This is a genomic window from Dysgonomonas sp. GY75 (assembly GCF_015234155.1).
Taxonomy (GTDB): Bacteria; Bacteroidota; Bacteroidia; order Bacteroidales; family Dysgonomonadaceae; genus Dysgonomonas; species Dysgonomonas gadei.
In genome coordinates, this window is the sequence record NZ_JADCLQ010000032.1 from 172,313 (window position 1) to 186,499 (window position 14,187).

At 38.5% G+C, this 14,187-nt stretch carries 10 protein-coding genes; 2 read left to right on the forward strand and 8 right to left on the reverse strand.

Features of this window, described 5'->3' with window-relative positions; translation table 11 throughout:
• Nucleotides 1-31 precede the first annotated feature (31 nt).
• From IR083_RS12390 to IR083_RS12410, 5 genes are all read right to left on the reverse strand, one after another.
• Nucleotides 32-1,870 carry a HEAT repeat domain-containing protein gene (locus tag IR083_RS12390; RefSeq protein WP_194224541.1) on the reverse strand — a complete coding sequence of 613 codons (1,839 nt, stop codon included), beginning with the start codon at nt 1,868-1,870 and terminating at the stop codon, nt 32-34.
• Nucleotides 1,871-1,913: 43 nt separating this feature from the next.
• Entirely contained in the window at nt 1,914-3,356 is a 1,443-nt protein-coding gene (locus IR083_RS12395; protein WP_194224542.1) for an SWIM zinc finger domain-containing protein, read from the reverse strand.
• Between the two features lie 180 nt (nt 3,357-3,536).
• Nucleotides 3,537-4,499, reverse strand: coding sequence for an alpha/beta hydrolase (locus IR083_RS12400; RefSeq protein WP_194224543.1), 963 nt, complete (start codon nt 4,497-4,499; stop codon nt 3,537-3,539).
• Nucleotides 4,500-4,510: 11 nt separating this feature from the next.
• Nucleotides 4,511-5,119 (reverse strand): hypothetical protein, encoded by a 609-nt coding sequence (locus IR083_RS12405; RefSeq protein WP_194224544.1) that lies wholly within the window; start codon nt 5,117-5,119, stop codon nt 4,511-4,513.
• Nucleotides 5,109-5,372: a DUF2089 family protein gene (locus tag IR083_RS12410; protein WP_194224545.1), complete on the reverse strand. Its 264-nt coding sequence runs from the start codon at nt 5,370-5,372 to the stop codon at nt 5,109-5,111. The genes IR083_RS12405 and IR083_RS12410 overlap by 11 nt, the downstream gene beginning before the upstream one ends.
• A 230-nt stretch (nt 5,373-5,602) precedes the next feature.
• Here IR083_RS12410 and IR083_RS12415 point away from each other — a divergent pair, with 230 nt between their 5' ends.
• On the forward strand, nt 5,603-6,943 hold the full coding sequence (locus tag IR083_RS12415; protein ID WP_194224546.1) for a Na+/H+ antiporter: 1,341 nt from the start codon (nt 5,603-5,605) through the stop codon (nt 6,941-6,943).
• A 52-nt stretch (nt 6,944-6,995) separates the two neighbouring features.
• Here IR083_RS12415 and IR083_RS12420 read toward each other — a convergent pair whose 3' ends face one another.
• Nucleotides 6,996-8,729 (reverse strand): hypothetical protein, encoded by a 1,734-nt coding sequence (locus IR083_RS12420; protein WP_006798222.1) that lies wholly within the window; start codon nt 8,727-8,729, stop codon nt 6,996-6,998.
• A gap of 255 nt (nt 8,730-8,984) precedes the next feature.
• Between IR083_RS12420 and IR083_RS12425 the strand changes: the two genes are divergently transcribed.
• Entirely contained in the window at nt 8,985-10,043 is a 1,059-nt protein-coding gene (locus IR083_RS12425) for a class I fructose-bisphosphate aldolase (RefSeq protein ID WP_194224547.1), read from the forward strand.
• Between the two features lie 345 nt (nt 10,044-10,388).
• On the opposite strand, the gene IR083_RS12430 is transcribed toward IR083_RS12425, so the two are convergent.
• Nucleotides 10,389-11,717, reverse strand: a complete 1,329-nt coding sequence (locus tag IR083_RS12430; RefSeq protein WP_194224548.1) for a sensor histidine kinase — start codon at nt 11,715-11,717, stop codon at nt 10,389-10,391.
• A 295-nt stretch (nt 11,718-12,012) separates the two neighbouring features.
• A complete protein-coding gene (locus IR083_RS12435; protein ID WP_194224549.1) occupies nt 12,013-13,377 on the reverse strand; it encodes a sigma-54-dependent transcriptional regulator in 1,365 nt (454 codons plus the stop codon).
• Nucleotides 13,378-14,187 lie beyond the last annotated feature (810 nt).

The window sequence follows — 14,187 nt, forward strand, 5'->3', positions numbered from 1 at the left end:
GAGATTTTGAAACCTGAAATCTTGAAATACCTTATTTATTCTCTATTTCGTCTGCTATATCCTCATATATCTGCAATGGATTCTTCTTATATAATTCTCTGTATTTAGCAGCATATTCTTTCGGAAGCTGATTCCATATCCCTATATTTTTAAGAGAATTAAGCACATAATAATAAGTTTTAGGTGCATACTTAGCCATTGCTGAATAAATAATTTCAAAACGGTCTTTTACCTTTCGTTCCATTATCATTCTGAAAATAATAGCCTGTTCTCCCGGCATAGTGAACCCAACTAATTTCACGAGTAACTTATCCAACTTTTCACTTTCAGCTTCGCAAGCACTGATAAGGAATAAAGCCCAGCTATGTTCATGTCTCCATTTATATTTATCGACAGTAAACAGGCTGTAAAGAATTTCTAGCCAACGTTTGTCTATTTTAGCTGTATCTACTTTGATATTACGGTTGCTCATATTGCTATAACCATAATTCTCGTCATCGGTATATACTGTATACAAATGATTAATGCCAATAGTGCCCTGCCTGAACTGAGGGCTGAACACATCAAACATTTTCTCTTTTGAATATCCGGCTTCCATTGCATCATAAAAATAATGCCCCCACATAAATCTGTTCCAGTTAGTCCTTGGGATTTCATTCAAATTAGTTTCATAGAATTCAATAATCCGGGCTTTAGGAAAAGATTTTAGTCCTTCAAGGATGTTGTTGGTAACACCAGAAGCTACATATTCCAATAAATTCTTCTTTGCAGAAATCAAATTGTTGTACTCTTCGTTTCTCAACACCTTTGTGTAGAAATCAATAACTTCATTATTGCCTTTATTCCCCAATGCCGTAAGGTTATAGCTGAATCGTTCCAATTTATCAACCCAAACTTTATCTTTTTCGTCCTTATCTAATGTAACGAACTCCTCGAAGGCTTTGACAACCTGATCAAAAACTTCTTGAAAAAAAAATGGAAGCTTCGAAGAAGCTAGCGCCGTAACTATTGCCGGAAGATTTGTCTTGTTCTTATTATTTATATACACATCTTTCAGCTTTTCGAGACTGGTACGTGTACCTAACTCCACTAATCCCATATAGGCGGCTTCCCGCACCTGTTTATTCTTGTCATCGGCCAGTTTTATAATCAATTCTTCATTCTTAAGATCAGCACTCAATATATGAATAGCTTCTGCCTGAAGAGCAGGGAGGGATTCAGATAATATTTTATCCACCATTTCCGGCAACTGCGGATAACCGAACTTATTTAATAAACGTAATCGTCTTGCATTTTCCGTCTTATCCTCATATTTAAAGTTTTGAATCAAAAACGGAGCAATCGGTTTTCCTACCTTTGGTATAATCGTTTTTTCCACATAGTCGCACAATTCAGCATACTTATCTCCTAAAGCAATATCCAGATATCGATAGGTGCGTGAATCGTTAAATACATTCCGTTCCAATGCGTCTTTCAGGATTTCCAACCGCCCCGAATTACTGGTGGTCAAAGCCTGCATCACAGGTTTCAGTTGCAAGTATGAATATTCGGTATTTACTTCATCCAGTGGGATATTTGGGGTCTGTGCCGCTTCTTCGACATCAGCTTCCACTAGTTCTCCCTGAGTGTAAAGTATAGAATAAAGCAACGTAGATATAGTCATCAACTTTTCGGATGATTGCTGCGCATCAGTATTTAGCAGTTCTTCTATATCTTTTGCCAGTTTGCTGAATACAGGAGCTTTTTCACCCAGTTTCTGAAGTATGGGAATATGTTTCTGAAGGCGAGGATCCCCTTTAGCAAATTTACTTCCTGCTATGAACAGGCGGTTTATTTCTTGTTGAAGGTCGTATAATGGTTGTAGTCTCATTGAAGTTTCAATTTAAAGATTTAAAATTTAACGGTTAAAAGTATTAATACAATAACCTTATTATCTTTTCGGGTGTGATAAGCGACATTGGCTGAGCAGATAACAAACCTGTTTGCACGTCATTGTTCATCATTACCGTAAGGGCAAAGCCTTCGGGTGTGGATAGCAGAATTGCTTTCAGGTTGGTAGCCGAAGAAACATTCTGTTCTGCTATATCTTTCAATGTCAGCTTGTTCCCTTGCTTATCTTCAACTACAAGATTATCTCCATTCAAATATGCTTTGTGAAGAGAAATCAATACCACCGGGTGCTTGTCCATCAATGGATTCTTGATTGTATTCTTTACAGCTTTTATAGTATCAGCATAATTGGCTGATGCGAAAGCAAGTATTGTGGCTAAGTCTTTGGTTGTTAATTTACGTTCCTTCACGGCTTCAGCTTCCCAGCGTACACGTGGATTTTGGTCACCGGGATAGATATACATTTCTTTGAGTTGCAGTACATCGAATGAACTGTTATCTTCCTTTATATATTTGGCAGCACGGTAAGGCCGGTAATTCTTCGTTTTATATATCCTGCCTGTTTTCAGATTCAGCCAAAGCCCTTCATCTACATATTCTTTACGCGCCTGATTATCATAGCTGTTAAATGATAGTTGGATTAGCTCTCCGTTTTCTTCATACAGGCCATACTGCATAAGTTCTATCAGTTTCCAGACATATCCGATCTGCTCTTCGATAGCCGAATCCAGTTCAGGGTTCCCTTCCGGGTCTTCTTTCCGTTTATTCAGGTAATCTGTACTTTTTTTCAAGAGGGCAGATATAAAATTAATCTGGTCTATAACCTGTGTATATTCTTCATTTTCCACGTCTCCCAATTCCAGTAACAAATCGTTGAAAGCGGTTTGTATACCACCTATATAGTAGTTACCCAGTTCTTTTACCTGTGCCTGTAAAGTTCTCGAAATTTTAGCGTCAACAGATGAAAGTCCCGTCTGTACAATGTCTTTCAGTATTTTCCCAGCAATATCCATACCTGCAAGCTGAGCATCTATTTTCTTAACAAAGGCGGCCTTATTTACTTTCTTAGGTTTCTCTGCCTTTTCTTTTATAGACTCTTTCTCCTGCTCCTTCTTTTCTTGCTTCTTCTCGATCTTCTCACGTTTAGAGGCTATATCTTCCGGTACATCCGCTACGGAAAAAGCCCCGCTATTAGCTTCATAAGCATAAAGCAATCCGATGGCATGTTTGCAGGGAAATTGCCGGCTGGGGCAATTGCATCTGAAAACAGGATTATTCATCTCAATATAATCTGCTGAACAATAATAAGGATTCTTACCACTTCCGGCGCATTCGCCCCAGATAAGATTTTTTTCGGATGAGATTTTAAGATTTGCAAATTTGCTTTTCTTCACCAGATCCCGGCCATTCTTGGCCGCATCGGCATTGGGTGCCAATTCTTCGATTTTTTTCTGCGTAATTTCCATTCTATAATTAGTGTCCGGTTTATACTTGTGTGTAGCTGAATACAAATTTATAAGATTATTTGAGGAATAGGCTATTTGTAATAAACTATTTACAAAGTCACAAACGCTTGTCAATACCCTAATTTTCAACAAAAAAGCCGCAATAACGCGGCTTTCTATTTCACTTTTTTTAAGAAATACTTATTCTTTAATAAAACTACTTATATTTTTTATCACTTCGGGCATAACAGGCTTATCAGGATTTGCATATGAATCTTTTATCTGTATCTGCTGATCTGTGGTTTCACTGTTCTTCATTACATGATCCATCTTATCAATGATAACTTTTTTTGCTTTTTTATTTCCACCAGCCAATAGTTCGGCTTGCTTTACCGTTACCTGAATATCTGTTGTACCTTGCAATATGAGAACAGGAATGGTCAATTTAGAAATTTCTTCCTGCGGATTATACTTAAACCAGGAAATCATATAAGGTTGTACACTCGGGCGGAACAACATATTGAGCGAGGTGGGAACATCTATGATAGTTTCACCTTTCTCTAATTTGTCTATATATGAAAATACCATATCCCTTGCTACCTGCGGCTGCGCAGCCATTTGTTTACTTAACTGTTCCTTCAATATATTTGCTGCAGGTTCCCCTACTCCTGCGATAGATATATATTTAAAGGCTTTCTTATTATCCTGTGCAGCGATCATCCCTATCAGTGAGCCTTCGCTATGTCCGACTATGACAATCTCCGAAAACCGTTTATCCTTAGCCAGAAGATCGATCCAACTGCGCACATCATTTACATAATCATCGAAACGAAGGTCTGCTTCATTCTTTCCGGCGGCCTTACTTTTGGCAATACCCCGCTTATCGAAACAAAGTGTTGCTATATTATTATAAAATAATCCGTCCGATAACATTTTCAATGAATTATTCTTCATCTGAGGTTGATTCCCGTTTCGGTCTGTCGGACCGGAACCCGCAATAATCAGGGCTACCGGGACCGGCTTATTATTTACCGGAACTTTTAGCGTACCATAGATATCTCCGGTGCCGGTTTTTAAAATTACAGATTCTTCTGTAACCAGCAGTTGTGCTGATATTGAAAATGATAATATACATAACAGTAATAAAATATACACTTTCTTCATAACTAAGCAATTTATAGAACAATATACAATACTATTTTAGAAAGGATTTCCGCTACGATCAATGCGATTGCAAATGATATTCCTCCTACTACACCCTTTATATTGGCCGAAACCGAATAAGCGTTATATTTGAGAACAATGGACCAGATGGCAAATAGCATTGTAACCAATCCTGCGACTGTCATCATCACGGCATTCTCTTTTAGTACAGCCATCATTTCACCAAGGTTTATTGTGTTAATATCACCTATACAAATATGAAAAGAAGGTATAAATCCCAATAATGCCGCAAATATCAACGGAGCTTGCGACAATGCCATTGTTCCTGCAATATCTATAAGCCGTATAGATGATTTGGTTACGATACGGGCAGTCAGATAAAACACAAGTGTAAGTAATCCCCACCCTACCAATTGGTATATGATATGGGGTAAATACAAAGTACCGGTGGTCAGACATCCATAATGAATATCCAGTGCCCCATCGAAATGAGTATTGCTCAAATATCCCAATACGGATAAAAGAAGCATAACAACCAGACCAATAATAAGCGCTTTTGTCCCTGCTATAAACCTAAACGGGGTGAACAACCATGCTGCAATAGAATTGTTATTTTTCATAGCTTTTAATTTTTTCTATTATATCATCTAATAAATTTCTCACCGTAGGATAACTTAAGCCCAAGTCTTTAGCCATGTCTTTCAGACTTCCGCTATTCTTCACAAACTTGAGAACAAACTCCTGATCTTCTACAGGCAGGCGGGCCAATACTGGAAGCGCATATAATCCGTGTACTTCTGTGCCGCAATTCTCGCACAGCAAACTTTTTACTTTCAATTGAGCCCGACAGCTCGGACAATTACAAGGTAGCATAATGTATTTATTTTTTTACAAAACTAATCATTATTTTAATAATATCAAATAACACATAAATAATATTCATTCATAATAAACATTTATTAATGTAATAATTGCTATAATTAAATTTAATATCCTAAAACTATAACCCTCCTACTATTGTTTCTTCTGTAGGTTGGAAAACTTATGGATATATAAGCTGTAATTTATTTATCTTTAATCCGAATTATACATAGTATCTATATATGGAATATTATCACGTTATACTTTTCCTGCTGGCTATAGCCATAGCCATATCAGTTCTTGCTCCCAGAGTAAAAATACCCTATCCTGTCTTGTTAATGGTTGCAGGCATTGCGGTAGGGTTCATACCCGGCTTTCATTATGTACCTATCGATCCCGATGTGGTATTCCTGTTATTTCTACCGCCCCTGCTTTACGATGCTGCCGTAAACATGCCGTTTAAGGATTTCAAAGCTAACTTCGGGACTATCTCCATGATGGCTGTCACATTGGTTTTCATATCTATGATTGCAATTGCCATAGTAGCCCGTTTCCTGATTCCCGACATATCGTGGCCGGTAGCATTCGTTATAGGGGCAATATTATCCCCTCCGGATGCAATTGCCACTTCGGGGATAACCAAAAGCCTGAGGCTATCCCATCGTACAAATACAATTCTTGAAGGTGAAAGCCTGATAAACGATGCATCGGCTCTTACTGCTTACCGTATTGCCCTCGGTGTAGCCACAGGTGGAATATTTTCGGCATGGGAAGCCGGACTGGAATTTGTTGTCACCATACTGGGAGGATGTCTCATTGGCGCTATTATGGCTTTCTTGTTTAGATATACAGTATCGAGAGTGAAGCTGGAAAGTACAGCCATTGTCAGTCTGAATCTGATGCTGCCTTTCGTAGCATATCAGTTTGCCGAAGAACTGAACGTTTCCGGAGTCCTTGCTGTTGTATTTATGGGTGTGCTCATTGCCGGACGTGTACATAAGAACAAACTATTGTCGGAGGTCACACGCGGACAATCACGTTCTGTGTGGAGCATAATCATTTATCTGCTAAGCGGACTTGTATTTATACTTATCGGCCTGGAACTGCCACAGGTGCTTAGGGAAATACCTCCATCATCAGTCATTCCTCTCGTAATTAGCGCCTTTGCTATTTTCGTAATAGCTTTACTCATCCGTATAATTGTTGTATTCAGGCATAAGTTTAAGCTGGACAAATTGGTTTCCATCGTAAATAGTGACGGATATGGAACTAAAATATCGTCCCGCCGCGCTGAAAGGATAAAACATGTGAAAGCTCTAACATCGAAGGATGCATTGCTTATCGGCTGGTCGGGTATGCGTGGCATCGTATCTGTTGCTACAGCTATTGCTCTGCCTGTTACATTGGATAATGGAACTATTTTTCCCCAGCGCAACAGCATTATATTTCTTACCGTATTAGTTGTTGTATTGATGCTGCTTATACAAGGTATGGGTTTACCTTTACTGATTAAATGGCTGAAAATAGAAACCGGCGATGAAGATATGGAACAACAAAAGGCAGGATCTGTCCCCCTCAAATAAAAAAGGCTCCGGATAGTACCGGAGCCTTTTTATATAGTAACAGTGAGATCTATCATTCATTTATTAGAGTGAACAACTCTTCAGCAGCTTCGCGTGGACCGTCTTTTGTCTTACCATCGATAGCAAGCGATGTATGCATCTCTCCTATCTTTACTCCGGCTGCCTTCATATCTTTGAAATATTGGCGAACCAAGACCTCTGTCTCTTTGCGTTCCTGAACAGGTCCGAACGGATTTGCAAAATATGATTTCACCAATCCTTTTTCAGTTGTAGTTCCTTTTGCTTTACGGGCACCATCTTCAAATACCTGAATGGCCTGATCCAAATTATCATATATGAGGATTTTCTTATCTGCCTCATTATAGTTATTCGCATAAAGGAAATAATCGATCGGATAGCCTTTGGATATAATCTCATAAGTAGAGATTGGTATTGTAACACGGGCATTAATCTTGTCCATATTGGTATATACACCCTTATCCAACTGTTCGAAAGCATAAGCCGGATCAAGGTCGTCTACACGGACAAATGCTCCGATTTCGGTTCCGTATGCTTTGATAGTACCGTCTTTCTCTTTTTTCAGATACCCCATATCATCGAAAATTACACGCATGTGGCGAATGTAATTCTCATTCAGGGTACGGAATGCTTCAAGACTTTCCGATTTTCCAGCGCCACTGTCTCCCATAATGATAATGTTGGATTCTTTACCATTGCGAAGTACAATGTTTACCATCGCTCCGTGAATAGGCAAACGGCCTGTGTCTATCTGCTTTACATTATGTAATGTAAGAAGCATTTTTTTCATGTAGCCGAAATAATCGATATCATCGCAATAATTAGCATAGCCGATAAGGATATCATTCTTCTTATCTTTATAATAGAATGTCCGTTTTTCTTCGTATCCGTCAGGATAACCGAATACATATATCATATCGGGCTTTTTACCGATATATTCGGTTTCCGTTGCCAATTCAAACAGATTTGCCAGTCCGATACCATGAACCATAAAATCCTTATGAAAATAAACAAAGGTAAGCATATTACCTACCTTAGCGGGAAAGACAAACCAATCATCTTCATTAAGCACAACGTTCACCAATGGATTCTGTTGGTGCTCCTGAAATATCCCGTCACGGGTATTTCTCTTTGTGTAAGAAATATATGGTGGTTGAAAAACAACTGTACTGATAAATGGGATGGATGTTAATCCTTTATATTCCACCGGACAATTCCAGTTCACATCGTTCAATGTAAGTCCGGCATTAGCTCCGGCTACAGACTGACGATAAACGCGCGTTTCGTGTCCATTGACAGTTGTTTGTATCCTGCGGCCTGTAGATAAAACAAGATCATTGAACATGTCGTTAGCCTGAATGAAGCGTACATTTTGTAATCCGTCTCCTAGACGCGAGTTTCTTACGATAGTATAGCGTTCAAGCCTTTTCCAGTAAGCAAAAAGCAATTCGGTAACTTCTATAAACAGATGTTTATCTTCAAAGAATTTCGAATATTTATTATCAACTGCAATAACTTCATCTATTTCAAATACTGTCAGCAATTTAAAGACTTCTATTAGTGAATCCACTGTTTCGTCTTCGCTACCGAAATGGGTGATGTAATAGTCATAAATGACTCCTTCATCTTTTTTCAAAACCTGTTTAATGAAAGATTCGACAACACGTCTGAATCCGTAACTATTAAGCAGCTTTTGTTTCGTATCGCAATATTTGAGCGTAAAGTTAATCATTGCTCTTCCTCTGGAAAGCGTAAATTCGTGTAACATAATGTTTTATATATGGTTAAATAAATACAAAAAGATTAATTTCCTTAGAACTATCTAAGCAAAGATAACAGTTTTTTTTAACTTTTCGGTTATTTTGACACGTTATAAATAAGGCGTATATGTTAAATATTCTTTTAGAAGTATATAAATTATCTGTCCGTTTTAAAACTTATATGTACCAACTTTGTTTTATAATAAAGGATAAGCAAATACAATGGATATGAATTATTACATATACATTAAAACAATAATATTATGGCAAATTCTAAAATTACAAGCATTCTGGGCGATCAAAGTGAATACCTGCTCGGACATGTAAGCAAAACTATCGACAAGTCGCTAATTCATGCGCCCGAACCCAATTTTATAGATAATATCTGGATAGATTCGGACCGTAACATCCCTACGTTGAATAGCCTTCAGCGCCTATTCAGCCATGGCAGGCTTGCCGATACGGGGTATTTATCAATTCTGCCTGTAGACCAGGATATCGAACATAGTGCAGGAGCCTCCTTTGCTCCAAACCCAATCTATTTCGATTCTGAGAATATTGTAAAATTAGCGATAGAGGCCGGATGTAGTGCCGTAGCATCTACTTACGGAGTTCTGGGGTCGGTAGCCCGTAAGTATGCACATAAAATACCATTCGTTGTAAAGATCAATCACAATGAACTTCTGACCTATCCTACCGCTTATGACCAGGTACTGTTTGGCACCATAAAAGAGGCTTGGAACATGGGTGCAGCAGCCGTTGGGGCAACAATTTACTTCGGTTCCGAACAAAGTCGCCGGCAGATTGTTGATATAGCTAAAGCATTCGAGTATGCGCACGAATTGGGAATGGCTACAATCCTTTGGTGCTACCTTAGGAATAGCGATTTCAAGAAAGACGGAGTAGATTATCATAGTGCTGCCGACCTGACAAGCCAGGCAAACCATATAGGTGTAACCATAAAAGCCGATATAGTGAAGCAAAAGCTGCCTACTAATAACGGAGGCTTCAAAGCTATCAATTTCTCCAAATGGGATGAACGTATGTACACTGAGTTGGCATCAGACCACCCGATTGATCTTTGCCGTTATCAGGTAGCCAACGGATATATGGGACGTGTAGGCTTGATCAACTCAGGAGGCGAATCGCACGGAGCCTCTGACCTGAAAGATGCGGTATACACAGCCGTGGTAAATAAACGTGCAGGAGGTATGGGCCTTATATGCGGACGAAAAGCGTTCCAGCGTCCTATGAAAGAAGGTGTGGAGCTCATCAATGCTATACAGGATGTATATTTAGATAAAGAAATAAAATTAGCGTGAGCTAAGTCTAGTGTTTTTTATTATAGTTGCTGAAGATGTCCCTGCACCCCATGTGTAGGGCTTCTTTTTTTGTACTTCTTCATCACTCGTTCTCCGAACGTGCGCTTCTACAGCTTAAAAACAATGATATGGAATAAATAATGTAAAATGATATAAGAAAGATGCCTAAAGTCATAATTGTAATTATCAGTAAATAATCTGTTGTCTCTATACTTTAGACTATGCGCCATACCATTCGTTTATTCTATTGATTTTCTTTACATTAATTTTCGATCCATTATGATTACCGCCTGTTTTTATAGTTATATTTTAATAAATTTGCTAAAAAGATATCAATATATCCGATCAGAATAGCATACTGAAAACAGTCCAGCCATCTTTGGCGTAATGCTTCAGATTTCCTCCATGTAACCGCATTATGTAACGGGATATGCTCAGTCCTATTCCTGTCCCCGTATTTTTAGTCGTAAAAAACGGGATGAATATATTCGGTATCACTTCCTGTGAAATAGGCTCACCATTATTACATACTTCTATGTTCGTTTTGTTATCGGTATGACTGACCTTTATTTTAATATTTCCATTTTCATTTGTGCCCAAAGCTTCAACTGCATTTTTCACCAAATTGACTAACACCTGCGTGATTTGTGATTCATCTGCATTTACAATCAAGGACGATTCAGCGCCTTGCAATTCTAATGATATTTCTTTTTCTTGCATCATTGCCGACTCCAGACTAACTACCTTTTCTATCAAAGGAATCAGATCGAATTCTTCCAACTGAGGCTTGGGCACTCCCGTAAATTTACGGTACGATTCCACAAATACCATAAGCCCTTTAGCCGTGGAACTGATGGTTTCCAATGCTTCTACTGTATTCTCGCGGAGATTATCGCCTGATTGATTGTCCCGGGATATTTTATAAGAGAACAGCAATGTATCCGTCAGTGAAGTGATAGGTGCTATTGAGTTCATTATTTCGTGTGTCATCACCCGGATAAGACGCACCCATGACTCCATTTCTTTCGCTTCCAGTTCGTTTCCGATGCTATTGAGCGTAAAGATTTTCATTGTACCTCTTTTCAGGGTTATTTTAGATACACGCAGGCTGATTTGAGTCTCTTCCCGTTCATTGGCTATTTTCAGATATTTATTGTCATTCGTTTCCAGATCGATGAATGTAGCAGGCAGAGAATCATCTATTACCTTCAATTGATTTAAATGTGTAAAAACGGGCATTCCCAACAACTCGTTCGTTGCCTTATTTGTTATCAACACATTATCATGCTCATCCAATATTATGATCCCTGTAGAAACACTTTCAACTATCAGGCTCAGGAACTTTTCATTTTCTATAACTTCTTTTCGGGCTTTGGAGAGGATTTCTTTGATCCGGTTCATCATCTGGTTCAATTCCTGTTCACGTTTCGACAGTTTGGTTTCGGCAAAATTGAACGAATAATCACCATTGTCGAGAGCATTGAGCAGGAATAAAATATTCTGATTGAATTTTTTATAGTGTTTCTGCAACCTGTTAATGGAAAATACGGCAATCAGGATACACAATGGCCCGTATACATATTCTTTTTCAAGGAAACAGTATGTAGCGGCAGCTACCGAAAGTATCAGTAGTCCTATATATATGAAGAGTTTATATTCTATCGATTTAAACATATTTCTCAATCATTTTTTATCCTGTTTTCAAAGAAACCTTTTACATTAATTAACCCTAAAATATTAAAACCTGACACATCTGACAGTTTTTTCATCGTTTTCCTCTTATCATTTTTGCATTCGTTAACCATATATAGTTAAAAGGTGACAAAGCTTACAGTTTTCTCAAAAAGTAACAAAGGTAACACTATTTACAGTTAACAACTTGTATCTCGTGTCTTGTCTACTCGTATCCTGTATACTTTTCCGTTTTTCACTTATCACTTATCCTTTTCATATAGATAAATAAATAGGATTATAATCCGTATTTTTTCATCTTATTATAAAGAGTAGGACGTGTAATGCCCAACTCGGCCGCTATAGCGGATATATTCTTATCATATTTGCTCAACGCTTTTTCTATGAGTATTTTTTCCATTTCGTCCAGTGTGATGGATTCTATAATCGCAGCCCTGTCTTCAGTAGCTCTCATATAGAAATCGGAAGGTTGCAGTTCCATCCCGTCGCATAGAATAACCGCCTTTTCCACGGCATGTTCCAGTTCTCGCACATTACCTGGCCATGAATAATTCTCCAACTTTACGATGGTTTTATCATTAAGAGCCAACCCTTTTTTATTATATTTTTTTGCAAAACGGGATAAGAAAAAATTAGCCAGTAAAGAAATATCTTCTTTCCTGTCACGCAAAGCAGGTACTTCGATCTGAATGGTATCGAGGCGGTATAATAAATCTTCCCTGAATTCACCGTTTCTCACCGATTCGAACAAATTGCGATTTGTCGCACTTATCAAACGTATATCTACCGGTATGGGTTTATTACTCCCTACCCTCACTATTTGTCGCGATTGCAATGCCGTAAGTAGCTTTGCCTGCAATATATAGCTAAGATTTCCTATCTCGTCCAGAAAAAGGGTACCTTTATCTGCCGCTTCAAATTTTCCTGCACGGTCGGTTCTTGCATCGGTAAATGCACCTTTTGTATGACCGAAAAGCTCACTTTCAAACAATGTTTCAGTAATAGCACCCATATCTACACTTACAAGTGTTTCTCCTGCCCGCAATGACAATTGATGTATTTTCCGGGCGATCAACTCCTTTCCTGTTCCATTTTCACCTGTAATAAGTACGTTAGCATCCGTTTTAGCCACTTTCTCTATCATTGAAAGCAAATTCTGCATAGCTCCGGATTTCCCCCAACACACATCGGAGTCTTTTGTCAATTCCGAGTTCAGGATATCTTGTTTTTCTTTGAGTTTCTTTACTTCCTTTCGCGATTGTCGCAGAGCTAAAGCAGATTGTAGTGTTGCAAGCAATTTGGCATTATCCCAAGGCTTCACAACAAAATCGCTGGCTCCTTCTTTCAGGGCCTTCACGGCCAGTTCTATATCGGCATATGCAGTGAATAAGACAACCGGAAGTTCCGGTTCGGTCTTCTTTACTTCCGACAGCCAGAACAAGCCTTCATTACCTGTATTTATTCCGGCCGAATAATTCATATCCAGCAATACAATGTCGGGATTTTTTTCTCTGAGCATAGAGAGGAGCATATTGGGTGATGACAATAGTGTGACTTCTTCAAAGTAATTATCAAGTAAGATTCGCAATGCACTCAATACATTTTTATTATCATCTACAATCAGGATACTGCCTTTTTTCATTCCGGAGTTTATTGGTCAATGGTGCAAATATAGAAATTTATTAGTTGTGTGAATCAGTAGTTGAGTTTTAATGTTCTATTTTTAGTTACAAGTTACTACGCCCCGTGAGCAGTTACGAGTTACGAGTCGGCTGACGCACGTATGGCCAGAGCCTGAAGAACCTTTGTCCTGTCGCCGCGTCGCGATCCCGGCCTCGTCCCACAGGCGGGGTACCCAATCCGTAAAGCGTAGGTGTAGGGCAAAATACGGTAGCTGCTATACCCTACTGATAATCCGGCTAAAGATGATTCCGTATTATTTTGCCCCATCGAAGCTGCGGTTTTGGGTCGCCGGGGGATGCAGCCTTGATTTTTTGTTTCGTTTTGCATCAAGGCAAAATGAAAAAACAGAAAGGCTGGCGTGTTAGAAAAATTGAACGTTTCTATCCTACAATAATTACTTTAACTACTGATTGGCATTAGCTGTTATTAATATACAATCATGGCAAACCCTCCAAAATTCACAAGGCTGTTTTCAGACTCATGTAGGGGCGTATTGCATACGCCCGGTTATGATATTTTGTTATACGGGCGTGTGCAATACACTAGTGTCCACTAAAAAAAATTAAGACATAATTGAGTATCATTTTGATAGTTTATCTGCGTATCATTATTATTAAAAAGATTTTCTATTGGCATTCTTTCAAATAATGATAAACTAAGTATTCGTAATATTTCATAAGTGGACACTTTTATTTTTAATTCATGTTTCATGATTGTAACAAGACAATAGGTTATTATAGCAGAAAATATTTGAATTTTGACGGCATTT

Coding starts and splice junctions, on each gene's coding strand:
- IR083_RS12425 (WP_194224547.1), top strand. CDS start 8,985: ATGGCAAATTCTAAAATTACAAGCATTCTGGGCGATCAAAGTGAATAC.
- IR083_RS12430 (WP_194224548.1), bottom strand. CDS start 11,717: ATGTTTAAATCGATAGAATATAAACTCTTCATATATATAGGACTACTG.
- IR083_RS12395 (WP_194224542.1), bottom strand. CDS start 3,356: ATGGAAATTACGCAGAAAAAAATCGAAGAATTGGCACCCAATGCCGAT.
- IR083_RS12415 (WP_194224546.1), top strand. CDS start 5,603: ATGGAATATTATCACGTTATACTTTTCCTGCTGGCTATAGCCATAGCC.
- IR083_RS12410 (WP_194224545.1), bottom strand. CDS start 5,372: ATGCTACCTTGTAATTGTCCGAGCTGTCGGGCTCAATTGAAAGTAAAA.
- IR083_RS12420 (WP_006798222.1), bottom strand. CDS start 8,729: ATGTTACACGAATTTACGCTTTCCAGAGGAAGAGCAATGATTAACTTT.
- IR083_RS12405 (WP_194224544.1), bottom strand. CDS start 5,119: ATGAAAAATAACAATTCTATTGCAGCATGGTTGTTCACCCCGTTTAGG.
- IR083_RS12390 (WP_194224541.1), bottom strand. CDS start 1,870: ATGAGACTACAACCATTATACGACCTTCAACAAGAAATAAACCGCCTG.
- IR083_RS12435 (WP_194224549.1), bottom strand. CDS start 13,377: ATGAAAAAAGGCAGTATCCTGATTGTAGATGATAATAAAAATGTATTG.
- IR083_RS12400 (WP_194224543.1), bottom strand. CDS start 4,499: ATGAAGAAAGTGTATATTTTATTACTGTTATGTATATTATCATTTTCA.